The sequence below is a fragment of the Pyxidicoccus fallax genome (assembly GCF_012933655.1).
In the GTDB taxonomy this organism is placed as follows: domain Bacteria; phylum Myxococcota; class Myxococcia; order Myxococcales; family Myxococcaceae; genus Myxococcus; species Myxococcus fallax.
Genome location: NZ_JABBJJ010000044.1, coordinates 28,255 through 52,957 on the forward strand (window position 1 = coordinate 28,255; position 24,703 = coordinate 52,957).

Here is a 24,703-nt window from a genome sequence, read left to right on the forward strand (position 1 = left end):
GATGTGTCAGTGGGGACACACGAGGTGCGTCGCGGTCCCTCGGGGGGACCGGAGCGTTGACCTCGCGGGTCGGGTTGCGGGTGAAGCGGGCGGGAACGAGGCGCGGCCCCTCGTCCCCGCCGTCAGTGGGAGCCCTCTTCGAGGAGCTGGCCGCTCGCCGCGCCGGAGGCCACGGCGACCTCCGCGTCCGAGTCGTGCGCATCCCCCTTGCGCCGCTTGAAGCGCTCGGAGAGCCCATCCAGCAGCGAGTAGACGACGGGCACCACCACCAGCGTCAGCACCGTGGAGCTGATGAGGCCGCCGATGATGACGAGCGCCATGGGCACGCGCGTCTCGGCGCCATCCCCCTTGGCCAGCGCCACCGGAATCATGCCGGCCACCATGGCGATGGTCGTCATGAGGATGGGGCGCAGGCGCACCGGGGCGGCCTGCAGCAGCGCGTCGCGCGCGCTCCGGCCCGCGTCGCGGAGCTGCTGGGTGAAGTCCACGAGGAGGATGCCGTTCTTCACCACCAGGCCCATCAGCATGATGACGCCGATGAGGGCAATCATCGACAGCGCGTGGCCCGACAGCAGCAGCGCGCCGATGGCGCCGATGAGCGCGAAGGGCAGCGACAGCATGATGGTGAAGGGGTGGATGTAGCTGCCGAACTGCGCCGCCAGAATCATGTACAGCAGGAGGATGCCCAGCCCCAGCGCGGTGGCGAAGGCCACGGCCGTCTTGTTCAGCTCCTTGGCGTTGCCGGCGAAGTTCCCCACCACGCCCTGGGGCAGCTCCTTCTCGGCCTGTGCCGTGACGAAGCCCATGGCCTCGCCCAGGGTGTAGCCGGGCGCGAGGTTCGCCAGCAGGGTGATCTGCCGCTTCTGGTTCTGGCGGTCGATCTGCACCGGGCCCTCGGAGGGGATGATGTTCGCCACGTTGCGCAGCTCCACCAGCTGTCCACCCGTGGTGCGCACGGTGAGCTGGCCCAGCGCCTCCTGCGAAGCGAGCGTGGCTTCGGGCAGGCGCAGCTTGATGTCGTACGTCTCGCCGCCCTCGCGGTACGTCATGAACTCGTCGCGGCCGAGGTAGGCACGCAGGGCGGTGCCCACCTGCGCGGCCGGCACGCCCAGCTTCGCGGCCCGCTCGCGGTCGATGCGCACGTCGTACTGCGGCTTGCCGGCGCGGTACGTCGAGTCCACGTCGGTGAGGCCGGGGTTGGTCTTCATCGCGGCGAGCAGCTTCTCGCTGGCGGCGGTGACCTGGGGCCAGTCCGAGCCGCGCAGCACGTACTGGACCTGCTGGTTGCGGCCGCCACCGCCGACGCCGGAGGCGTCCTGCACGGAGAGCAGCACGTTGGGCAGCTGGGGCAGCGCGTCGCGCAGGCGCGCCTTGAAGGCCTCCTGGTCGAAGGAGCGCTCCGTGCGGTGCACGAGGTTCACCAGCACCTCGCCCTTGTGCACCTCTTCCAGCGTGCCACCGCCCGCGGTGCTGAACGTCTCCTTCACGCCCTCCATCGTGCGCACCTGCGCGGCCACGGTGGCCAGCTCCCGCTCGGTGCCCTCCAGGGTGGAGCCCACGGGCAGCTCGAGCGTCACGCGCACCGTGCCGGTGTCGGAGGGCGGGACGAAGGTGAACTTGAGGAAGCGGGCCATGCCCAGCGTCAGCACCAGCACGCCGACGGCCGCGACGATGACCAGCCCGCGCCGATTCAGCACGCTGCCAAGGAGGCGGCGGTAGCCGTTCTCCATGCCCACGAGCGCGCGCTCGATGGCGGCGCTCACGCGGTTGGTGGAGCCGTGGCCATGCCCCTTCAGCAGGCGGCTGGAGAGCATGGGCGTGAGCGTCATCGACACCGCGTAGGAGATGAGCACCGCCACGGCCACCGTGACGCCGAACTGGTAGAAGAACTGGCCCACCATGCCTTCCATGAAGGCCACGGGGATGAACACGGCGACGATGGCGAGCGTCACCGCGAGCACCGCGATGACAATCTGCTGGGTGCCCTCCAGCGCCGCCTGCATGGGCGTCTTCCCCTCCTCCAGGTGACGGACGATGTTCTCGATGACCACGATGGCGTCGTCGATGAGCAGGCCGATGGAGAGCGTCAGCGCCAGCATGGTGATGATGTTGAAGGTGAAGCCCAGCATCGCCATCACCGCGAAGGTGCCGATGACGCTCACCGGCAGCGCGACGGCGGACACCAGCGTGGAGCGCAGGTTGCGCAGGAAGAGCAGCACGATGACGACGGAGAGGACGCCGCCGATGAGCATGTCCTCCTGCACCGCGTGGATGGAGGCGCGGATGCTCGTGGAGTTGTCGCTGATGGTGGCGACCGTCACGCCCTGGGGCAGCTCGGCGTTGAGCTCCGAGAGCGACTCCTTGACGCTCTCGGCGACCTGCACCGTGTTGGCGCCCGACTGCTTGCGCACCACGAGGGCCACGGCGGAGCCCGTGTCCGAGCGGGCGAGGCCGCGCGCCTCCTGCGGGCCGTCCACCACCGCCGCCACGTCACGCACGCGCACCGGGGTGCCATTGGGGCTGGCGACGATGATGTCGCCAATCTCGCTCACGCTGCGCGCCTCGGCCGTCAGGCGGACGATGCGCTCGCGGCCGCCCTGCGTGGCGCGCCCGCCGGGCAGGTCCACGCTCTGCGCCTGGAGCGCCTGGCTGACGTCGCCAATGGCCAGTCCGTAGCCGCGCAGCCGCTGCGGGTCCACCACGAGCTGGATTTCCCGCTTGCGGCCACCCACGATGTCGATGCTGCCCACGCCCGCCTGGCTCTGCAGCGAGGGCTTCACCACGTCCTCGGCCACCCGCGTCAGCTCCTCGATGGGCAGCGAGCCGGTGAGGGACAGCGTCAGGATGGGCGCCGCGCCGATGTCGAACTTCTCGACGACGGGCGTCTCGATGTCGTCCGGCAATTGGCGCAGCGTGGCCTGCACGCGGTCGCGGACGTCCTGGGCCGCCACGTCCACGTTGGTGCCCAGCTTGAAGCTGACCGTAATCTGACTGACGTTCTCCAGGTTGATGGAGTTGAGTTCGTCCACGCCGTTGAGCGTGTTGAGCCCCTCCTCCAGGGGCTTGGAGACATTCTTCTCGATGGACTCGGGGTCCGCGCCCGGCAGCAGCGTGGTGACGGTGACGACCGGGATGTCGACGTTGGGGTACTGGTCCACACCGATGCGCGGGAAGGCGTAGAGGCCGAAGACGACGACCGCCGCCATCAGCATGACGGTGAAGACGGAGTGTTTGATGAATGTCTTGAGCATGTGAATGGCGTACGGCTGAAAGAGGATGAGGAAAGAGTGGCCGGGCTACTGGACGACCTGGACCGCGGTGCCGTCCTGGAGCGGCAGGCTCGCGTCGGCCACGACGCGCTCCGCGGGGCCGAGCCCCTGCACCACGCGCACGAAGCCGGGCAGCACGCGCTCCACCTTGACGTCACGGCGTTGCGCCTTGCCGTCCCGCACCACCCAGACGAAGCCCTGCTGGCCCTTGGCATTCACGGCCTGCGCGGGCAGGAAGAGCCCCGCCTGCGCCTGCGCATCGTCGGAGGCCAGCGTGGCGGAGAAGTCGAGCTCCACGAGGGCGCCCGCGCGCAGCCGCGCGCCTTCGTCCTTCGCTGGCAGCACGTCCGCGAGCACCTCGACGGTGCGCGTCTGCTCGTCGATGGTGGCGCCCAGGCTCCTCACCTTCGCCTCGAAGGGAGCGCCGGAGGGGTTGAGCGTGCCCTTGACGAGGGTGCCCATCTTGACGCGGTCCACGAAGGCCTCGGGCACGGCCGCGCGCACCTCCAGCGCGTCCGTGTTGACGAGGCCGAAGATGGCCGTGCCCGGTGACACGTAGTCACCCTGGTTCTTGCTCTTGCTGGTGATGACCCCGTCGAAGGGAGCCGTGAGGCTGGCGTCGCGCAGCGCCTCCTGCGCGCTGGCGAGGGCCGCCGCGGCCTGCTCCACCTGGGCCTTCGCCTGGCGGTAGCCCACCTCGGCCTTGTCGAGCGAGGCGCGCGGAAGGCTGCCGGACTGCGCCAGGGTCCGCGCCCGCTCCACCTCCGTCGTCGCGCCGTCGAGCGCCGCCTCGGCCGCGGCCTTGGAGGCACGTGCCTGGTCGGCGGCGATGCGCGCGTTGGAGGCGTCAATCTGCGCCAGCACCTGGCCGCGCTTCACCTTGTCGCCCACGTCCACGGTGACGCGCGTGAGGGGACCGGAGGCCTGCGCGCTCAGCGTCGCCGCCTGTCTGGCGCGCACGCTGCCGGTGGCCTGCAGCACGCTCGACTCGAGCTGCGCGGCCGGCGTCACGGCGCGCACGCCCACCGGCTTCTGGACGACCTGCGCGGCGGCCTGCGGAGGCGTGACGGGCTTGTTGCCGCCGCACCCCGCCGCCACCACCGCCACCGCGACCGCTGCTGCCATCAAGGACTTCTTCATTGCTTCGTTCCTCGTTCGTGTGGGCCGGGCGTTTTCTTGGAAACCGGCACTGAGTGACTGAATTGGTTTTCTGGTCAGTCCCGGGCGTGCGAAAGCCCCACCTCCCGGGCGCGGGGTGGAGCCCATGCGGTGTTTCAGCGCTTGTGCCTCGGAGGGCTGGGATTGGATGTGAGGCCGCGGATGAAGACGTCGAAGTAGGCGTCCAGTGACTGGTGCAACTGGTCATCAAGCCCCTGCGTCATCAGCCTGCCGGCGAGATTCGAGAGGAGCTCCACGAAGCCGCGAGCCACCTGCTGGGAGGAGGCCACGTTGAAGACCCCCTGCGTCACCCCCTCTTCGAGGATGCGCGTCAGGACCGCCACCTCATCCGTCAGCATCTGGGGCAAGAGGTGGGGAATCTGCGCGCCCAGCTCGACGAGGGTGACCAGGTCCATGCGCTCCCCGGCCGGAGGCCGGGAGAACTGCTCCAGCTTGCAGCGGATGTAGGCGCGGACCTGGGCCTCGGGCGTCGTGGCGCGATGGACGTTCGCCTGGAGCTCGGAAAGGCTCCGTGCATGCGCCAGCCGGGCGCAGGCATCGAACAGCGCCTCCTTGCTCTCGAAGTGCAGGTAGATGCTGCCCTTGCCGACGCCCGCCCGGCGGGCGATATCCTCAACAGAGGCCTTCTTGAAGCCGTACCGGCCGAAGACCTCGCCGGCGGCTTCAAGGATGGCGGTGCGTGGGTCAGAACTCATTGACCAGAATAGTAAACGGGTCAGTCGGTCGGCACAAGCCTTCGTATGGGCTCGGGCTCCCCTGCCCGGTCTGCTGAACAATCCGACAGGCGCTCCCCTGCCTGCTGGACCTGCCACTCCATGGCCTGGGCCGGGCGCCAGCTCACTCATGCCGCGTCCCTCCGGGCCTCGTCCGTTCTTCGTTGCTGCTGAAGGACTACGCGCAGCGCTTCGGCGAGCGCGCGGGTCGTGGTCGAGGAACGTCCCCGGTACACCAGCTGTGAGCTGAACCAGGTGTGCAGCCAGATGTAGGTGCGTTCGGAGTGCAGGATTCGCCAGGACAGGGCCGCGTAGCCCAGGAGCGCCGCCACGCCGAGTGCCACGCCGCCAGGGCCGCCCTCGCGGACGAACGCCGCCAGCGGACCTTGCACGAGCGCATGGCCCAGGAGCAGCGCTCCGACGAGCACGGCCTGCGCGCGCAGCAGGCGGTCCGCGAGCGGCTGGAGCAGCACGGTGACGCCGCGAACGTGCTCCAGGCCCCACGCGCGGCCGTGCACCACCACGCGCCGGTTCGTCACCCGCACGCCGTCGCCGTCGAAGAGCACCTCGTCCTGGGGATGTAGAGCGTCTGGCATGCCGTCACCTCGTGTCCCGCGCTTCCCCGCCGGAAGGCTCATGGGTGGAGCTCCACGCCGAGGCCCGGCGCGATGGTCCACAGCCCCCGGTGTCCACCCGAGGGCGGGTACCACTCGCCCACCACCTGCACGCGCAGGCGCTCGAGGAACGTCGCGCCGAGGAGGCCCTGCACCACGGGGCGCGAGCACGCGCTCACGCCCGCGGAGTGGCAGTCCTCGCCGGCCGAGCGGTTGCGCGTGCTGAACTGCCAGCCGGCGCGCAGCGCGAGGCGTCCCTGGACGAGCCCCGCCTGCAGCGCGGGAGGCCGGAACTCGGGGCCCGCGACGGCGGCCAGCGCGAAGGACTCCCCTTCCGCCGAGGAGAACACCCGCTGCAGCCCGCGCAGGCCCAATGCGCCCGACAGCCGCAGCCCGCGGGGCATCTCCGGCGAGTCGGTGCCGAGGCTCACGCCCAGCTCGGTGAGGGTGGGCCCCATTACCAGGTGCAGCGAGGTGCGCGGGGGCGCGTACGCCGCCACGCTGTCGGCGAGGAGCTTGCCGGCGAACTCCACCGCCCCGCCGCCATCGTCCGGCTGCGCGTCGGCGAGCCGCCGCAGGGCGCTCCCGAAGGATTGCCGGATGCGCATGAGCGCGATGTCGTCACGTCCCGGGGGCGCACCGAGGTCGCGGAAGTGGAAGCCATAGGCGCCCAGCAGCCGCAGGGTGTGCGCGAGCTCCGTCTCCTGGGCGCCCTGCCGCCAGTCCGGCCACCGCTTCGGCGCGAGGCCCGGCACTCGCGGCGGTGTCTGCCCCGTCGTGGCGCGCTCGCAGTGGGCGTTGCGCCAGCCGCGCGGACCCGGGGTTGCCTTCGCGTCCCGGCACACGGAGTACAGCCGGTCGAGCGACACCTGTAGCAGCGCGCGGAAGTCCGCCAGCGCCTCGCCAGCGCAGGCCGCCTCGGCTCCCGGCAGCCCGTCGTACACCGCGCGCATGCATCTCAGGGGCGTCCAGTCCGCGCCCGCTCCCTCCGGCGGCTCGAAGCGCCCCAGGCCGGCCGCGGCCGCCTCCTGCATCATGACCCGCGCGTCGTACATGCCCAGGTAGAAGTCGAAGCTGCGAAAGGCCGTCTCGAAGAAGCCGAGGAAGGCGGCCAGCGGGGCGCTCGCGGCCGGGAAGTGCCGGCGCGGCAGGCTGAGGCGCTGGGCAATCTCCGGCTCCTCCTCGACGAGCAGCGCCAGTTCCTTGGAGCGCGCCGTGTCGATGAAGGCCGACACCACGCCGCCGAGCATTCGCGGCAGCTGCGCCGCCGCGCGGGGGCCCACCGGTCCGGGTGCGGCCGGGTACTCGGTGGCGTCCGGGTCCACGAAGACGAAGAAGACGTCGGTGGGGGAACTCCGGCGGCCGGGCTCGGGCACGTCGCGCCAGCGCATGGGGCCGCCCTTCGGCGCGGGCGTGAGTCCGTCACGCGCCAGGCCCACGGCCAGGCGCAGCGGCGTGTTGTCGAAGATGCCACCATCGATGTAGTCGGCCTCGTGCGCCTCGGTGGGCAGGCACACGCCGGGGTGGGCCGTCGCGCCCGCCGCGCAGGTGGCGAGCGGCTTGGGCGGGAAGGCCACCGGAAAGGCCATGGACGCGAGGACGAGGTCTCGCACCTGGGCGAACGCCACCTCGCCTCGCGCGTCGGTGACGAGCAGCGGCTCGCGCCGGGTGCTGCCGGGGGCGGTGTAGTTCGTCACGCGCGGCGGCTGGCCGGGGCCGCGGCCCTGGATGCGCAGGGCGAACTTCTCCTCCATGCGCGGCAGCGGCAGGCGCCCGCCCGCCACGTGCACGAGGCGCGGCTCCACGCGGGTGACCGACACGCCCAGCACCACGTCGCAGGTGGGCGACAGGCCGCGGTTCCACGCCGCCTCGAGCCGGCGCGCCTGGGCCTCCAGCCATGCACGGGAGAAGACGCCCAGGGGCGTCACGTCCTCGGGGACGAAGAGGCGGCCATAGCCCACGGGAATCCACGTGTCCCAGAAGAGGGACTGGGTGGGCCCGGGTGCCTCGTCGCCGCACGCCGCGAGGACGGCCAGCAGGCCGTTGAGGCTGCCGGCGGAGGCCCCCGTCAGGAGCCGCAGTCGCTCCATGCCGACGGCGCGGGACGTGGCGACGGCGTACTCCAGGAAGCCCGCTTCGTAGGCGCCCAGCGCCACCCCGCCGCTGACGGTGAGGGAGTACGCGGCGGCACCGGGACCTGGACCGAGCGCGGGCTCCTCGGGAGCCTCGGCCCTCGCCATGCCCGCGATGAGCAGGAGCGCGGCGAGTGCGGCGCCGCGACCCGGGCCCGTGCGCGGTGCCCGTCTCCCACTCATGCCAGGCTTCGTCACTTCGTTCCTCGTTTCGTGGCCGGGCGCCTTCGCGGCGGCTCAAACCCGGTGACTGGCTTGGTTTCCCGGTCAGTCGTGGGCAAACGAATGCCCTACCGCCCGAGCGCGGCGTGGGTTTCCTGCGGTGTTTCAGTGCTGGGGCTGCGGCGTGTTGTGACCGGAATACTAAACGGGTCAGTTGGTCGAGGCAAGTCTCCAGGTGTTTCAGTTCGCGGCCATTGAAGCGAGCGTCCGAAGCTGCGCCTGATGGCGCGACCATGATGGAGCGCGGAACTCAGCGCGGAGCAGGCCGTGCGTGCGGGTGGCCCCAGGCGCCCGACTCCGAGAGCTGGTTCACGCGGCAAGTCCCGATAGCGTGCCCGATGCGGAAGAGGCCGGGCGAAAGGAAGACGCCATGCTGACGATTCTGGGCAAGGAGACATCCATCAATGTCCGCAAGGTGCTGTGGACATGCCGTCTGCTGGACCTGCGCTGGCAGTTGGAGCCGTGGGGCAGCGGCGTGCGCGACCCGAACGTGCCGGAGTTTCTCGCGCTGAATCCGAACGCCCAGGTCCCCGTGCTGCGCGATGGCGACACGGTGCTGTGGGAGTCGAACACCATCTGCCGCTACCTGGTGGCGCGTCAGGGAGACAGCACGCTGCTGCCAGCCGACCCACTGCGGCGGGCGCGGGTGGAACAGTGGATGGACTGGCAGGCAACGGAACTGAACCCCGCGTGGCGTCCCGCCTTCATGGCCCTGGTTCGCCACAGCGACCGGTTCGATGCCAACGATGTCGCTGACAGCACGCGTGACTGGAACGGCAAGATGCGCATCCTGGACGGCCGGCTGACCCGGACGGGCGCGTTCGTCTGCGGTGACGACTTCACGCTGGCGGACGTGGTGCTGGCGCTGTCCGTTCACCGCTGGCGCATGACGCCCATCGCTCACGAGCGGCTGCCCGCCGTCGAGGGCTATCTGCGGCGCCTGGAATCGATTCCCGGCCATGCCGAGTACTGCCGTCCCGGCACGCCCTGACGCCGCTCATGCGGGCCAGACGCGAGAGGCGGCCGGGCACCCAGGGCACCCGGTCTCCTCGTCAGGTCAGCCGTTGGCGGCCATGGCGCGGTCTCCTGACGGGGAGGATGCCGCGCCGCCGTTCGGCTTCAACGCTTCGGTGTCGAGCCTCCAGTCTCGCTGGGTGATGAGCCGGGCGCCTCGCTTCGCGAAGAGGTAGCTCCACGTCCACTCCAGGAAGACCGTCACGCGGTTCTTGAAGTCGATGAGGTACAGGACGTGGATGAACAGCCAGGCCACCCACGCCATGAAGCCCGTCAGGCGCAGCGCCCCCGTCTGCGCGATGGCCCTGTGCTTTCCGATGGTCGCCATCGTCCCCTTGTCCCGGTAACGGAAGGCCGTGCGCTGCCGGCCCGAGATGGACGCGACGATGTTGCGTGCCGCGCACCTGCCTGTCTGGATGGCGGCGGGCGCGAGCCCCGGGACGACCTGGCCCCCAATGTCGATGTGCGCGGCGTCACCCACGACGAAGGCCTCGGGAAAGCCCGGGATGGAGAGGTCCTCGGACACCTTCACCCGGCCCGCCCTGTCCAGCTCGGCCCCGACCATGCGGGTGAGCTTCGCGGCCTCCACTCCCGCGCCCCAGAAGACGCTGCGGGCGAGGACGCGCTCCTCGCCAAGCTGGATGCCTTCCGCGTCGACGCCGGTGACACGCGCCGAGGTGCGGACCTCCACCCCCAGCTCCGTGAGGTCCTTCGTGGCGCGCAGCGAGAGCTCCTCAGAGAAGGCCGGCAGCAATCGCGGCCCCGCCTCCACGAGGACGACGCGCGCGCTGGACGGGTTGATGCGCCGGAAGTCCTTCACCAGCACCGTGCGGGCGATATCGGCGATGGCCCCCGCCAGCTCCACGCCCGTCGGGCCTCCTCCCACGACGACGAAGTTGAGCAGGGCCCGCTGCCGCTCGGGGTCGAACTCGTTCTCCGCGCTCTCGAAGGCGGAGAGGATGCGTCGGCGTATCTCCGTCGCCTGCTCGAGCGTCTTGAGTCCCGGCGCGTGCGGCTCCCAGTCATTCCGGCCGAAGTAGCTGTGCTGGGCTCCGCAGGCGATGACGAGGTAGTCGTACCCCACGCGCGCGAAGCTCCCATTGTCGTCCCCGACCTCGACCCAGCGCTCCTTCAGCCCGACCTGACGGACCTGCGCCAGATGCACCGACACGTTCGGATTGCCCGTGAACTGCGCGCGGATGGGCACCGCGATGTCCGAAGGCCGCAGCCCCGCGGTGGCCACCTGGTAGAGCAGCGGCTGGAAGAGATGGTGGTTGCGCTGGTCAATCAAGGTGACGCGCACCTCCCGGTGCCGCGCCAGCTCCTTCGCGGCATTGAGCCCCGCGAAGCCACCTCCAATCACGATGACGTGCTTCTCACCGGCCTGAAGTGACGGAGTGACGTGCATCATGGCCGTGGAACCCCCGTGCAGGACCCTGAAGTCAGTGGGTCCTATCTAGCGGGCCGGGGGATATTCCGCATTCCGGAGCAATTCTCCGGCTGAATCACACCAGCAGCGCGGCTGATGCGCGGGCCGGCCCCGCGGCGCTGGCCCGGTGGGGTACCAGGGCCGAGCTGGGCCAGTACACCGCGCCTCCCGCGTGGCGCTAGCCCGGCCGGAAGCGGCGCTCGATTCGCGAGCGCAGCAGCGCCACCAGCTCCTTCTCACCCTCGGCCAGCTCGGACGCCAGGGAGTCCCGGTCCGCCTTGCGGATGCCGAGCGACAGCACGGGCGCCTCGACCGGGTCCTCGTCCTTCAGCACGCGGGTCCCCGCCTTCACCACCAGGTCCGCGTGCTCCGCCGCGATGCCGTACGGCTTGAGGTACAGGTCCGTGAAGAGCTGCTTCAGCGCTCCCACCGTCAGCGCCTCGCGCGACACGGGCACGAGCTGGAAGGCGATGCCCTTGCCCGCGAGCTTCACCACCACCTCGTCGACGAGGCCCACCTTCAGGGCGAAGGGCAAGAGCGCCTCCTGGCCCTCGGACCAGTTGAAGAGGAAGTAGCTCTTGGCGACGTGGCCGCAGTGCGGGCACACCAGCCCGTTGAGCTCATCCAGGCCTCGGGTGCGCATCAGGTGGACGAGGTAGGCCTCCGCGCCACAGCCCTTGCACTGCTCGCGCGGACCGAGGTGCGCGAGCACCCGCTGCGCCAGCATCGCGACGGTCTGGCGTTCGAGCGCGATGGGCACCCCGGCGAGCAGCTCCACGGACTTGAGCTGGAGTCCGAAGCGCACCTTTCCACCCTGGTAGCGCAGCCCGAGCTCCAGGGGCTGCGGCAGCCGGGTGAGGAGCTCCTCGAAGGACGGAGCTTCCGGCCACTCCGAGGCCACGGCGGCGTAGCGCTCGGCCCAGCCCTCCCGGTTCGACAGCGAGTCGGGGGGACGCCCCGCGCGCTCGGCGAAGAAGGCCATCAGCACCAGCGTGGCCTCCCACGGAGCATGCTCCACCGCCTCCTCCAGCGTCCGCGCGAGCACGCGGGCCTCGGACGAGGCCCGCTGGCGCTCGAGCCGCTCCGCGCCCTTGCGCACCAGGGGGCTTTCGAGGATGGGGTCGAAGGTCCGCAGCGCCCCTTCGGTCTTCGCCTGCGTGAGCGAGTTCTTCAACGCGGTCAGCTCCCGGGCCGCCCGGTCGAGCCGGCCCATGCGCGCCAGGGCGTCGCGCATCGTGCGCTCGGCGTCCTCGGCGAGCTCCTTGAGGGTCTCCTGGAAGTAGTCGCGGCCCAGCTCCTCGAGCCCCTTCCATTCGGCGTGGAGACGGAAGGTGGACGACTCGCGCAGCCGGCCGAGGTCCGCGAGCAGCGAGCGGCGGACGGGTGCCAGGGCGGCGATGCGCTTCTCCAGGTGCGCGAGCCGCTCGTCCGCGGACAGGGCCGTGTCGAGCATCTCGCCCCGGTCCACGCGCACGAGGAACAGCTCCAGCGCGGTCCGGTCACCCTGCTCGAAGGCGAGGTTGACCTGGATCATCATCTGGTGGAGCCGCTGCCGCTCCTCCTCCGTCCGGGCCAGGTCCGGGTGCAGCAGTCGCGCGAGCTTGCGATAGAGCCGCTTGAGCGTCTGCGCCTCGGACGCGAGGTCCGGAGGGGGCGAGAGCGGCTCGGGCTCGCCGTCGTCGAGCGTGGCGCCGGGCGTCCAGGGGCGCTCGCCTTCCGCCGCGTCGTCCGCCTCCTCCCACACGGTCCGATACGAGCGTTTGGGCTTGCGCGACTTGCGGCCGGACGGCTTCGGTTTCGACTGCTGCGCGCGCAGCTCCGCGTCGAGCCGCGCCAGCTCGTCCTGCAGCGCCTGGAGCCGCCGGACCAGGCGCTCATGCCGCTCGAGGTTGGCGAAGGCGGCCGACAGCTCGTGCTCGTAGCGCGCGGAGAAGGCGGCCAGCTCCGAGGCGAGGGTCTCCACCTCCAGGTCGAGCATGGAGATTTCATCGAGCAATGCGAGCAGCCGCCGCTCGGCCTCGGCGACGGCGTTCTCGGCATCGGTCTGGGTACGCGCGAGTGGAGCGGTTCGCACCAGCGCGTCGGAAGCGCTCATCCCCCTGCCTTCTACCACCAGCTTCCTCCTCCCGCCTCTGTGCCAGCCTGCTCCTCATCCGGGCGGGCAGGCCGGGTTCTTCTTCGCACATTGCCCCGGTACCGCCGTACGTACCTCAGGCGGGGCGCTAGCGGAACGCACGCGGAGACGTTCCCCGCTGTAGAACCAGCTTCCCTTCCACACGAAGGGTTGCGAGAGGATGGCCAGGATGAAGCGGGTTCCCAGGGGGGAGCTTTCCTACGACGCCGACGACGGCCTCACCTACTTCGAGGGAGAGCCCTTCACCGGTATCGCCCGCGGAGAGTTCATTGACGGGACGCTGGAGAGCGAAGCCGAGTTCCGCGAGGGGCTGCTCTGGGGGCACAGCCGGGCCTGGCACGGGAATGGAGCCCTGGCCGAAGAGGCCGACTACTTCCAGGACGTCAAGCACGGCGTCTCGCGCGAGTGGTCTCCCGAGGGAGTCCTCCAGGAGGAGACCGAGTGCGAGTACGGGATTGTCCTCTCCAAGCGGAAGTGGGACGAGAAAGGAACCCTCGTGGAGGAGTACCGGCTGAAGGAGACGGACTCCGCCTACGAGCGCCTCCTGCAGAGCCGCAAGGTCTACGGTCCCAGCTCCGCGTAGGCTCCCTCCGGTCTCATCGAATCAGCGGCTCCCGGCTCCCGCGTGCGGCGTGCTCCGTCGCGCGTGTTCCACCGTCAGGTTGGCGAGCTGCTCCAGCACTCCGTCCGCCAGGTGGTGGCCCATGCCGGGAATGGTGACGTGCCGGGCCCCGGGGATGGCGGCGGCCGTCGCCTCTCCGCCGCTCGGATGCACCATGAGGTCGTTGTCTCCGTGGATGACGAGCGTCGGCGCGGTGATGCGGCGAAGCTCGGCCGTCCGGTCTCCCGACTTCATGATGGCGCCAATCTGCCGCGCGACACCCTCATGGGCCGTACGCCCATCTCCGCGCTCCCACGCCTCCAGCGCGTACTCGCGGATGACGGCGTCGTCGAACGGGAAGCCCGTCGCCGCGATGTGCCGGACGATGTTGAGATAGTTCGCCGCCGACTCCTCGCTCGTGTTCGCGGGAGGCTTCGCCAGCCGCAGGATGGTCGAGAACGCGGGCTGCCCGACGCTCCGTGCCCCTGTCGTGGAGAAGATGGACGTCAGGGTGCGGACCCGCTCCGGATGCCGCGCGGCAAGGGTCTGGGAAATCATGCCGCCCATCGACATGCCCACCAGATGCGCGCTCGCGATGCCGAGGTGGTCGAGCAACCCCACGGTGTCCTCCGCCATGTCGCCGAGGTCGTAGCCATCGTCCCGGGGAATCCGGAAGAACTGCCGGAACCTGCCCGGGGGCGGCACGGACGCACGCGAGGAGCGGCCCACGTCGCGATTGTCGAACGCCACGACGTAGAAGCCCTGGCGCACGAGCGTGTCGACCAGGGCCTTCGGCCACGAGGTCAGGTGCAGCCCGAGCCCGGCCAGCAGGAGCAGGGGTTCGCCCGTCGTGCTCCCCCATGTCCGGAAGCAGATGCGAAGGCCATGGGGCAGCTCACAGAACCGGTCATCCGTGGCGGCCGGAGTGACAGTGGGTTGCAAGGCGCTCATACCGCCACCGCCACCTTCGGCTCGGACGTGACGACCTCGCGGACGTGCGAGGAGAACCGCAGGTTCGGGTCCTCGACCGAGTCCTCCTTCAGGAGCTTCGTGTCGGAGTAGTAGTCCATGGACATCAACCAGGGGGCCTGCATGCCCTGACGTGGAAGCTCGCCGAGGGACCGCTGCACGTACCCGGCGGCGAAGTCGAGCAGCGGCCGCGTTGGCATGTCGGTCTCGCCCCGCTCGGGGCGGCAGATGGTGTGGCCGTGCTTGTCCATGTACGTGAGCAAGCGGCAGAAGTGCTCGCAGAGCAGGCCAATCTTCAGCGTCCACGATGAGTTCGTGTAGCCGACCGCGAGCGAGAAGTTCGGCACGCCGTCGAGCATCATCCCCCGGAAGGCCACCTTGTCAGGCAGGTGCACCGGCACGCCGTCGACCGTCAAGGCGATGCCCCCGAGCGCCAGGAGGTTCAGCCCGGTGGCCGTCACCACGATGTCTGCTTCGAGCTCCCGCCCCGACGCGAGCTTGAGGCCGCGCTCGGTGAAGGTCTCGATTCTGTCGGTGACCACCGACGCGCTGCCCTTGCGAATCGCCTGGAAGAGGTCCGCGTCGGGGACCATGCACAGCCGCTGGTCCCACGGGTTGTACGGCGGGCTGAAGTGCTCGTCGACCGGGTAGCCCTTCGGCAGCTGCTTCGCATTGGCGTAGCGAATCAGCCGCCGCGCCAGGCCTGGCCAGGCCCGGCAGAACCGCCAGAAGGCCCGCTGCACGGCGATGTTCTTGCGCCGCGTGAGCGCGTACGCCCACTTCCGGGGGAGCAGCCAGCGCAGCAGGTTGGCGATCCGGTCCCTGGAGGCGACCGGCAGGATGTACGTGGGGGTCCGCTGCAGCATCGTCACATGCGAGGCCGTTCCGGCCATCGCGGGCACGAGCGTCACGGCCGTGGCGCCGCTCCCGATGACGACGACGCGCTTGCCCTGGTAGTCCAGGTCCTCGGGCCAGTGCTGCGGATGGACGATGCGTCCTCCGAAGCGCTCGGTGCCCTCGAACCGCGGCGTGAAGCCCTCGTCGTAGCGGTAGTAGCCGCTCGCGCAGAACAGCCACCGGCACTTCACTTGAAGGCGCTCGCCGGTGTCGGTCCGCTCGACGTCCACCACCCATCGGGCATCCGCGCTCGACCAGGAGGCGCCGCGCACCTTGTGGTGCAGTCGAATCTTGCGGTCGATGCCATTCTCGGCGGCCGTCTCACGCAGGTAGCCGAGGATGGCGTCCGCGCTCGCGATTGCCTGCTCCTTGACCCAGGGCTTGAACGCATAGCCGAGCGTGTGCAGGTCGGAGTCCGAGCGGATGCCGGGGTAGCGGAATAAATCCCACGTGCCGCCGGTCGCGCCGCGCGCCTCCAGGATGGCGTACGACTTGGAGGGGTGCTCCTTCTGGAGATACCAGGCCGCGCCGATACCAGAGATGCCCGCGCCGACGATGAGCACGTCGACGTTCTCGGTGGGCGCTGAGCCGCGCTGGGTGGACATGGTTGGGCTCCGTGAAGATGCGGGAAGGGAACAGGCGGGGCCGGCCCCACACGTACAGACAACACCCAACATTGCGGGCACGAAGCCAGGGCACAAGGTGCAGACTGCACAAAAGTGCGTTACCCATGGTGCATGGTGCACCAGCGTGGCAATGCCTCATGGCAGTGGGAGCGCCCGTCCAAGCGGGTCCGTGAGCTCATCCGCCGCGGGGCGGAGCGCGCCCTGAACGCGCCGCCGGAGTGGCTGGAGGAGCTGGACGCGGCGACGCTGTCCACCGAGCACATGCGGGCCATCGCGGACGACCCCGTGCTCGCGGCGGCGGCGCGCCGGACGAACCGAGCGAACCTCTTGCACTGGGCGGCGGCCAACATCCAGGACCCGGGGGCGCCCGTCCCGGCGAACCTGGGCCCCGAGCCGCTCGCCATCGCGCGGGACCTCGTGCGGCGGGGAATGAACGAGTCCGCGCTGCACACGTACCGCACCGGGCAGAACGCGGCCTGGCTGCGGTGGATGTCGATTGCGTTCGAGCTGACGTCCGACCCCGACGAGCTGCGCGAGCTACTCGACGTGACGGCCCGCTCCATCTCCGCGTTCATCGAGGCGACAGTGGCGGGCATCTCCGCCCAGATGGACGCGGAGCGCGACGAGCTGACCCGCGGCACCCATGCCGAGCGCCGGGAGGTCGTCTCGCTGCTCCTCGACGGCGCGCCCATCCAGCCCCAGAACGCCTCGCGGCGGCTCGGGTACGAGCTCGACCAGGTGCACCGGGCCGCCGTCATCTGGAGCGACGCGGCCGAGTCCGACCTTGGCGCGCTCGAAGGGGCCGCCGACGCGCTCGCTCGCGCCGCGCGGGTGCAGCGCCCCCTCTCCGTCGTCGCCAGCGCGGCCACCCTCTGGGTCTGGGTGCCCGGAGGCGCCGAGCCCGACCTGGAGCAGGTGGGCCTGGCGCTACAGCAAACGCCGTCCGTGCGGATGGCGATTGGCTCCACCGGCCGCGGCGTCGAGGGCTTCCGCCGGAGCCACCTCGATGCGCTCACGACGCAGCGGATGGTGGCCCGCCTGGGCTCCGAGCGGCGCATCGTCAGCTTCGATGACGTCCGGCTCGTCTCCCTCGTCACCCAGGACGCCGAGGGCGCGGACCAGTTCGTCAAGCACACGCTGGGCGAGCTGGAGTCGGCCGACCCGGAGCTCCGGCGCGCGCTGCTGACGTTCCTCAACGAAGGGTGCAATGCCTCCCGCACGGCGGAGCGGCTCCACACCCATCGGAACACCCTGCTCCGGCGGCTCTCGCGTGCCGAGGAGCTCCTCCCCCGCCCGCTCGAACACCAACGGGTGCAGGTCGCCGTCGCGCTCGAGGTGCTGCGCTGGCGGACCCATGGCGCATGAACGGGCGCCGCTAGCGATTGAAGAACGACACCTGCTGGAAGCGCAGGCCCGCCAGAATCTGCTCCACCCGCGCGTCGGACAGCGACCCGATGCGCTCACCCAGGCGGGCCTTGTCGACCGACGAAATCTGCGACACGACCACCACGCTCTGCTTGGGAAGGTTGCCCTCGCCGGGGTCGAGCAGCACGTTCCCCGGCTCGCTGGCCCGGTGCAGGTTGGACGTCAGGGCGCACACGACCACCGTGGTGATGCGTGAGTGATTGAAGACGTCGTCCTGCACCACCACGTGGGGATGGGAGTAGCTCGGCGCGGGCCCCCGCGAGTCATCGGCGGCAATCCAGAAGATGTCACCACGGTTGATGGTCATGGTGCGCTCGTGGGGAGGTCAGCGCGCGCCGCGGGCCTTCAGCTCCGCGGCGACGTCCTCCCAGCCCAGCGCGTTCGCGAGCTGGAGGGGGCTCATCCCGTGGCCGGTGAGCGCGTTCGGGTCCGCTCCGTGCTCCAGGGCGATGCCCACCCCTGACTTCGTCCCCGCCAGCGACAGGTCGTGCAGGAGCGTGAAGCCCTTCTCGTTCCGCGCGGCCACGCGCTGGGGGTCCGCCTTCAGGTAGTCCCGCAGGGATGGCCCCATGTTCAGCGCCATCGGGTGCTCGGCGGGCTGCGGGGGATGGCTCGCGGGCACCACCTGGATGTTCCCCGGGTCTCCGAAGTCGAAGCCCCACGCCTCGTCGTGGGCCTCGCGCTCCTCGGGCGGCATCCGCGAGCGGAGGAGGTTCACGGTGTACGCCCCGTAGACGCGCCCGTCGATGACGTACATCCAGTCGGAGATGTGGTTCCACGGCACCTCGACGCGGTCCCCCTCCTGGATGGTGCGCAGCCGGTGGGGGCTGTTGAGGAGCAGTCCGGTCAGCGTCCTGCCGTCGAAGTCGACCTCGCCCACCCACATCTCCTCGACGTCGGCTCCGGTCTCCTGGGGCCCGGGCGGGTCGCGGAAGGGCACCTTGATGGCCGACAGCTCCAGCGCCGGGACGATGCGCCGCTGCTCCCAGGCGAGCTCGCGCCAGAAGAACCGGAACGTCTTTCGCGCCTGCTCCATCGCCCGCTGCATCTCCGGGTCATTGCCCGAAGCGAAGTGCACCTGTGCCATGTGGCTCTCCGTCACTCGTCGCCCAGGCCCATGCTCTACAGCACCGAGGTGTTCCCGAGCCAGTCCGCTGCTTCCTTGCTTCCTTCCGTACCGCGGCGGGAGCGAGCGTGTTGCGCGCCACCTCGTCCAGGACGCTCCTCAGCTCGGCCCCGCGAGCCGGCTCCAGGTCCGTGTCGAGGAGGCGCCCGAGCATCATGACGCCGAACAGCGAGGGGCACGCCGCAGGGAAGCCACGAGCGCGGGCTCATAGCCCTCCAGGCTCTCCGGGTCGGGCTGATTTCAGCTCCATCTAAAATATAGACATACAAGCATTCACCGGGTTTCCATTTGAATTCGGCGCAAGTGCGCTGTACAGAGAGCGTGTTGCACCTGCAACACGCTCTCGGTTCCGGGCGCGCGCCTCCCCTCTGGCGCGCGCGTGGGTTGGGTGCGCCATGGATTCGAACTGCCATCCCCCCAGGCAAGGATTGTGAAACCATGATGAGACACCGCAAGGCATTGCCTCTCTCCGCCCTGCTGTTCGCGATGGGCGTCTTCGGAACCGGATGTCACCCGGACGGAGCGCTGGCGGAGGAAGAGAGCGTCTCCAGCGGATGTGTCGGCGACGGATGTACCAGCGGCGAGGCGGAAGGCACCCGCGACGCCACGCTGGCGGCCGCGTGCGAGCCAGGGACCACGACGACGGCCTGGGCGACGAGCTGCCCCACCACGCCCCCGCCCTGCACCGCGGGCACGTGGACCGCGGGCGGCCCGGACCCCGACCATCAGAACTTCCGGCTGGTCCGCGAGTCCGCGCACTTCGCCATCTACTCGGATGAGAGCATCTCCAGCACCACGGCGCAGGCCGCGCTCGACACGCTGGAGAACACCATCTGGAAGACCTATTTCGGGTCGCCCATCTTCTTCAAGGAGCCGCTCTGCAACCTGACCAACAAGACCAAGGTCAGCGTGCACGTGCACTCCGGCTGGGGGCTCTCCGGCGGCGCCTGGAGCTCCACGCGGATGGGCATGTGGATTGGCCCCGGCGCGCTCGCTGACCGCTGGGGGCTCGCGCACGAGTTCATGCATGCCGTGCAGAGCGTCAGCGGCGGCATGACGTGCAACCAGTCCAACACCTGCGGGTGGATCTACGAGAGCCACGCCAACTTCATGCCGCACCAGCTCCCCGAGTACCGCGGCGAGGTGCACTGCTCGGAGATGGCCGTCAACGCGCCGCACGTCTATCTGGGCTCCACGCGCGACCGCTACTGCAACTGGCAGTTCATGGAGTTCCTCAAGGACAAGCACTGCTACAGCGCCGTCAACGAAATCTGGACGGCCAGCCCGAGCAACGACCCGTTCTCGCAAATCATGAAGACGCGAGGCTGGAACATCGGCCAGCTCAACGACTTCTTCGGCGAGTGGGCCATGCACAACGTGACGTGGGACTACAAGGACCCGCCTCCCACGGCCGGCGGCAACCAGGGGCCGACGTACCGCTCGCGGTACGGCTCCATCACCAGCAAGACGCGGCCCGAGCGGCGCCTGCGGCTGACGCAGCTCGACCCGCTGGACGCGAGCTACGCGACGAACCGGCGCTTCGTGACGCCGTCCGCCTGGGCGCCGCAGCGCTGGGGCTACAACATCGTGCGGCTCTACCCGGAGGCGGGCGCCACCAGCGTGACAGTGACGTTCCGCGGCGTCACGCAGACCGGCGCGGACTCCGACTGGCGCTGGGGCCTGGTCGCCACGGACAGCGCCATCACCACGCCGCGCTACAGCCCCCTGCAGCGCGGCGCGGACGGTGAGCTCACCTTCTGCGTCACCCCCGGCGAGGCGCTGTTCCTCGTCGTGGTGGGCACCCCGTCGGTGCAGAAGCAGATTGTCTGGGACCAGCCCTACAACACCATTCACCGCTACCCGTGGATGGTGCAGCTCGCGAACGCCTGGCCCGAAGGGTTCGTCAATGGCACACAGGCCGCCTGCCCCTCGGGAACGCAGCGTCATTCCAACGGCGGTGGCTGCGTCGTCAGCGGCGTCCCCACGAGCGTGTACGTGGGCCCCTACGCGCAGGTGCTCGGCGGCACCGTGAGCGGCACGGCGCGCATCGAGGACCACGCCACCGTCCTCTCGGGCAACGTCTCCGGCGGCACCGTCACCGGCCTCTCCGTGCTGACGAATGGCTTCAGCGTCAGCGGCTCGGCCCGGGTGGCCGCGACCTTCTACCCGCTGGGCTTCTACGAGGGCCAGCAGGCGGTGTCGGGAACGGCGCGACTCATCGGTGACATCGAGTACCGCGGCGTCGGCCTGAACAAGTCGAGCGGCACGTACTACGGCTTCGTCGACGCGAGCACGCCGTCCGCATCGAACACGACGGATGTAACTATCGCGCCACCGTATACGTGGCGTCCGTAGCGCCACCGGGAAGTTGAAACATGTCACGCGGGGCGGACGACTGCATGAGGCGTCCGCCCCGTTGCATCTCGCGCGGCCATGGGTCGTATTTACGCCTCCGCACCTGGATGGCACCTACCGCCGCACTGCTGAAACAGGCAGTCAGGGGTCCTCATGCGCCACCTCAAACTCATATCCTTCCTGCTGTCCGCACTCGCTCTCGCCGGCTGCGAGCCAGGGGATGACCTCGGGCACGTGTCCGACGTGGACACTCCCGCGGAGGCGGTCACCGACGTCGTCACCCCGTTCGCCGATGGCGGCACCACGGACGCCGGCACGGTGGGCCTCCCGCCTGTTCACATCACCCACCCCCACGTGATGCTGACTCCGGAGCGGCTGGCGCAGCTGCGCAACAGCATCCCGCGGCGGACGTTCCCCACCCGTGGCTCCTTGCAGTTCACCGTGACGCCGCGCTTCCTCTCCCCCCAGTCCCCGCCAGAAATCGACACCACGGGCCAGCCCGTCGCCGTGCAGCTCTTCGACAGCTACGCCACGGACCGCAACAGCATCTTCGTCCGCCACGTCTCCAGCTATGACAAGCCGTCGGCGTCCCCGCCCACCGTGGGCTTGCAGATTGGATTCCAGGTGGACCAACGGCTGCCCCAGTACGCGGAGCTCAAGGCCCTGGGGAAGTACGTCGCCGTGACGAGCGTCGACCTCCCCGTCAACGTGCCCGCCACCTTGCGCATCAGCTGGGACGCCGTGGCGCACACCGCCAGCGTCCAGGTCGACAGCCGCCCTGTCATCAACCTGAGCTGGTACCGGCTGAGCAGCACCGGCGCCTTCGTGGAATGGTGGCCGGATGGCCAGCGGCTCGAGTTCCGCGGCCGCGACGGAGAGCAGGTCACCGGCGTCCAGGTCACCGATGCGGCGCTGAACACGACCGTCAGCTACCCCGCCATCGACGCGAACCTGCACCGGGCCTGGTTCATGTTGCGCTCCAGCGCGGATAGCTACGCGAAGAGGCTCTATGACCAGTGCACCGTCAAGACGGACCCCAACACCTGCCCCAGCCCGGTGGTGCTCACGGGCACGGAGCCATCACACCCCTCCCACGTGCAGGACGTGGCCGAGGCCCTGTCCCTGGCCCACCTGATAACGGGCGAGGCCCGCTTCCGGGATGCGGGCCTCAACTACGCGAGCAAGCTCCTGCAGGTGCCCTATCTGGAGGGCGGCGAGTACTCCATGCGCGGCCGGGTCGCCGCGATGGGCGTGCTGTATGACTGGATGTACGGGGCCATGTCCACCAACGACGTGCGGGGCGCGGGGCTCACCGGGCGCTACACGCAGAACCTCGCCGCGGCCATCATCGGCACCATCACCGCGAAGGGCACGGACGGTCTCTACCCGCTGGGAGAGACCTTCTGCGGCAGGCAGCCCATCCTCAGCGGCGTCACCACCGGCCTCAAGTGCCAGGAGGCGCCCATCATGGAGGGCTGGGATCCGGCGGTGCATGGCTCGAAGCCCACCATCGCGCCCTTCTATTTGTCCGGCCACCATCGGGGCAACGTGACGGCCATTGCCCTGGCGCTCGCCGCCATCGCCCCCGAGCACTCGCAGGTCCAGCCGATGCTGTCGATGGCGTACGAGCACTTCGAGAAGGGCTTCAATCGGGTGCGCGAGTGGGTGGGCTCCGAGGGTGGCCACCAGATGGGGTGGTATTACGGCGCGAGCAACTCCGAGGCGTCCGAGGTGTTCCGCACGGCGTTCAAGTGGGCCACGCCTCCGCCCGTGCCCACGTTCGCCCAGCGCCAGTTCCTGTTCTGGCTCTACGGCATGCGAACCAATGCCCCGGCGTCCTTCCCGAAGGCCGGCGACACCTTCGCGGGCGAGTGGGACGAGACGCTCGCCGTGGCGGCGCTGTACGGCTCGCACCACGGCTCGACGGCCACGGCGCCCGTCGCCCAGTGGCTCTACGAGGACCACATCCTGCCTCGCCGTTCGGGGGGCGGCCTGTGGGACCTGCTGCTGTGGCGCCCGGGCAGGCCCCGGCAGTCACCGGATGCGCTGCCGTTGTCGCGCAGCTTCGGACCCACCGGCCACGTGGTGATGCGCGAGAGCTGGCGGTTCGCCCCCACCACCACCCTGCTGGAGTTCCACTCCGCCGCCTTCACCAGCAGCAATCACCAGCACCTGGACCAGAACAGCCTGTCGCTGTTCTACCGGGCGCCGCTGCTCGTCGACAGCGGCTACTACGACAGCTACGGCAGCGGGCACTGGCACAACTACTACACGCGCAGCGTGGCCCATAACACCCTGACCGTGTTCGACCCCACCGAGCGCTTCTACATGGGGGCCGACCGGGCGAACGACGGCGGCCAGTGGTACGCCGATGGCAAGGTGCACTACCCCACCTACGAGCAGATCCGCCCGAGTGGCGTGAACTCGCTGGCGGGCATCGTGCGCTACGAGCATGGCGCGGACTTCACCTTCTCCGTGGGCGACGCGAGCCGCGCCTATGCCAAGGCGAAGCTCGCCCAGCCGTCCGGCTTCCTCCGCCACGTGCTGTTCCTGCGCCAGCCGGGCTTCTGGTCCAAGCCGGTGACGGTCGTCTACGACAGCGTCCAGGTGGCGGCCGGCAAGCAGGGGCTGCGCAAGAGCGTGCTCTGGCACAGCGTCAACGAGCCCCGCGTCAACGGCCACCTCGCGAACGTGCCCGGCGTCTTCGCCGTCTCGCCGGGCGTGACACCCGTCACCGAGGTGCGCAACGGCGGCGCCGTCGCCTTCCTCCAGACGCTGCTGCCGGCGGCGCCGGGCCTCTGCAAGATTGGCGGCTTCACGCCGAACGGGCCGGACTACCGCTTCGCCGTGTCCTCCAACCCGCAGGACTGCGGCACGGCCTCGTTCAGCAACTTCGCGACCACGAAGAGCGAGGCCACCCTGGCCCAGGACCCCGACGTGGGCGCCTGGCGCGTCGAGGTGGTGGACACCCAGGGCAAGGAGACGGCGCAGTTCCTCCACGTCATCAGCGTGGCGGACGAGGGTGTCACGGCTCCGCCCCCGGCGCGCCGCCTCACCGCGGATGCTGGCACCGAGGCGGTGCTGCTGGGGAACTCGCTCGTCGTCGTCTTCCCCCAGCGCGGCCTCCAGCAGAGCTCGCACGGCCTCCGCATCGAGGGGCTGGGTCGGAACCGGATGATCGTGACGGGGCTGCTCCCCAACACGCTCTATGCCCTGAACGTCCAGCTCATCATCAACACCTCGCTGAGCCAGGTGACGCTGACGCCCTCGACCACCGGCACGTACCGCAGCTCCGCGCAGGGCGTGGTGCTGGTGCCGGCCCGCTGACGCCAACCTCCTTCAGCGAAGTCGGGTCAGGGCCTGACGAGCGACGTCATGGAAGGAGTCCCGCGGCAGCGGAGTGAAAGCCGGGCTGCACAACGTCGCGCCTGATTCAGCCAGGACGTCGTAAGGCCCCGCGGGCGGAGGCATTCGCCCGCCTCGGCACCGGCGTCCCCCCCGCCGTCAGCGCCGTCCTGAGCACCCGCCCATGGGATTGATTTTCTCCCCAGATGAGCTCCTCACCCACCCGCACGCTTCCCGGTGCCAGCGCGCCCCACGCGCTCTGCGTGCGCCAGCACCTCCCGCGGCGACTGACGTGTTGTCCGACCGCCCAACGCCTCCGGCCGGGGCGAGTCCGGATGCCAGTGCACGAAGGTGAAGTGGAAGCGCTTCCGCGTCGCGCACCACGCCAGGTGCTTCTCCGGACGCGTCAGCTCCCTCTCGAAGTCCCCCAGGCGATTCGGCGGATGTCGCCCTCGGCCTCCTGGCGCACCTGCTTGCTGGGCGTAGCCCGCCTTGCTGTCCTGGCGCCGGAAGCAGCTGCCCACCGACATCCTCCCCGTCCTCGCCTGTTCCTCGGCGCGCACATGCCCGGAGCCGCGCACGGACCGCTTCGCCGCCGACTCGCGCAGCGTTCATCTCGTACAGGTCCTCCGAGGCCCCCATCCCCTCCCAGC

16 protein-coding genes are annotated in these 24,703 nt (G+C 70.0%); 5 read left to right on the forward strand and 11 right to left on the reverse strand.

Translation table 11 applies throughout. From position 1 onward, the window contains the following. Positions 1 to 122: 122 nt before the first annotated feature. From HG543_RS12460 to HG543_RS12480, 5 genes are all read right to left on the reverse strand, one after another. Positions 123 to 3,251: an efflux RND transporter permease subunit gene (locus HG543_RS12460; protein ID WP_169344949.1), complete on the reverse strand. Its 3,129-nt coding sequence runs from the start codon at positions 3,249 to 3,251 to the stop codon at positions 123 to 125. Between the two features lie 45 nt (positions 3,252 to 3,296). Then, a complete protein-coding gene (locus HG543_RS12465; RefSeq protein WP_169344950.1) occupies positions 3,297 to 4,409 on the reverse strand; it encodes an efflux RND transporter periplasmic adaptor subunit in 1,113 nt (370 codons plus the stop codon). 134 nt (positions 4,410 to 4,543) lie between these two features. After that, positions 4,544 to 5,143, reverse strand: coding sequence for a TetR/AcrR family transcriptional regulator (locus tag HG543_RS12470; RefSeq protein ID WP_169344951.1), 600 nt, complete (start codon positions 5,141 to 5,143; stop codon positions 4,544 to 4,546). A 146-nt stretch (positions 5,144 to 5,289) separates the two neighbouring features. Next, a complete protein-coding gene (locus HG543_RS12475; RefSeq protein ID WP_169344952.1) occupies positions 5,290 to 5,757 on the reverse strand; it encodes a DUF6232 family protein in 468 nt (155 codons plus the stop codon). 38 nt (positions 5,758 to 5,795) lie between these two features. Next, on the reverse strand, positions 5,796 to 8,090 hold the full coding sequence (locus HG543_RS12480; protein WP_169344953.1) for a patatin-like phospholipase family protein: 2,295 nt from the start codon (positions 8,088 to 8,090) through the stop codon (positions 5,796 to 5,798). 409 nt (positions 8,091 to 8,499) lie between these two features. Here HG543_RS12480 and HG543_RS12485 point away from each other — a divergent pair, with 409 nt between their 5' ends. Further along, entirely contained in the window at positions 8,500 to 9,120 is a 621-nt protein-coding gene (locus tag HG543_RS12485; protein ID WP_169344954.1) for a glutathione S-transferase family protein, read from the forward strand. Positions 9,121 to 9,186: 66 nt separating this feature from the next. Here the strand turns inward: HG543_RS12485 and HG543_RS12490 are convergent, their stop codons facing one another. Both HG543_RS12490 and HG543_RS12495 read right to left on the reverse strand, forming a co-directional pair. Continuing rightward, on the reverse strand, positions 9,187 to 10,554 hold the full coding sequence (locus tag HG543_RS12490; RefSeq protein ID WP_169344955.1) for an NAD(P)/FAD-dependent oxidoreductase: 1,368 nt from the start codon (positions 10,552 to 10,554) through the stop codon (positions 9,187 to 9,189). Positions 10,555 to 10,750: 196 nt separating this feature from the next. Beyond that, entirely contained in the window at positions 10,751 to 12,667 is a 1,917-nt protein-coding gene (locus HG543_RS12495) for a coiled-coil domain-containing protein (protein WP_169344956.1), read from the reverse strand. 208 nt (positions 12,668 to 12,875) lie between these two features. Between HG543_RS12495 and HG543_RS12500 the strand changes: the two genes are divergently transcribed. Beyond that, positions 12,876 to 13,289 (forward strand): toxin-antitoxin system YwqK family antitoxin, encoded by a 414-nt coding sequence (locus HG543_RS12500; protein ID WP_169344957.1) that lies wholly within the window; start codon positions 12,876 to 12,878, stop codon positions 13,287 to 13,289. Positions 13,290 to 13,310: 21 nt separating this feature from the next. Here HG543_RS12500 and HG543_RS12505 read toward each other — a convergent pair whose 3' ends face one another. Both HG543_RS12505 and HG543_RS12510 read right to left on the reverse strand, forming a co-directional pair. Beyond that, positions 13,311 to 14,258 (reverse strand): alpha/beta fold hydrolase, encoded by a 948-nt coding sequence (locus tag HG543_RS12505; RefSeq protein WP_169344958.1) that lies wholly within the window; start codon positions 14,256 to 14,258, stop codon positions 13,311 to 13,313. Further along, positions 14,255 to 15,778, reverse strand: a complete 1,524-nt coding sequence (locus HG543_RS12510; protein WP_169344959.1) for a flavin-containing monooxygenase — start codon at positions 15,776 to 15,778, stop codon at positions 14,255 to 14,257. Before HG543_RS12510 ends, HG543_RS12505 begins: the two co-directional genes overlap by 4 nt. Positions 15,779 to 15,910: 132 nt before the next feature. Here HG543_RS12510 and HG543_RS12515 point away from each other — a divergent pair, with 132 nt between their 5' ends. Further along, entirely contained in the window at positions 15,911 to 17,164 is a 1,254-nt protein-coding gene (locus HG543_RS12515) for a PucR family transcriptional regulator (protein ID WP_169344960.1), read from the forward strand. Between the two features lie 10 nt (positions 17,165 to 17,174). On the opposite strand, the gene HG543_RS12520 is transcribed toward HG543_RS12515, so the two are convergent. Next, the gene (locus tag HG543_RS12520) at positions 17,175 to 17,531 is read right to left on the reverse strand and encodes a type II toxin-antitoxin system PemK/MazF family toxin (protein ID WP_169344961.1); all 357 of its coding nucleotides are present in this window, start codon (positions 17,529 to 17,531) and stop codon (positions 17,175 to 17,177) included. An 18-nt stretch (positions 17,532 to 17,549) separates the two neighbouring features. After that, the gene (locus tag HG543_RS12525; protein ID WP_211193890.1) at positions 17,550 to 18,311 is read right to left on the reverse strand and encodes a DUF2314 domain-containing protein; all 762 of its coding nucleotides are present in this window, start codon (positions 18,309 to 18,311) and stop codon (positions 17,550 to 17,552) included. A 477-nt stretch (positions 18,312 to 18,788) separates the two neighbouring features. On the opposite strand from HG543_RS12525, the gene HG543_RS12530 reads away from it, so the two are divergent. Both HG543_RS12530 and HG543_RS56770 read left to right on the forward strand, forming a co-directional pair. Beyond that, positions 18,789 to 20,705 (forward strand): DUF6055 domain-containing protein, encoded by a 1,917-nt coding sequence (locus HG543_RS12530; RefSeq protein WP_169344962.1) that lies wholly within the window; start codon positions 18,789 to 18,791, stop codon positions 20,703 to 20,705. Positions 20,706 to 20,939: 234 nt separating this feature from the next. After that, on the forward strand, positions 20,940 to 24,032 hold the full coding sequence (locus tag HG543_RS56770; protein WP_169344963.1) for a heparinase II/III domain-containing protein: 3,093 nt from the start codon (positions 20,940 to 20,942) through the stop codon (positions 24,030 to 24,032). Positions 24,033 to 24,703 lie beyond the last annotated feature (671 nt).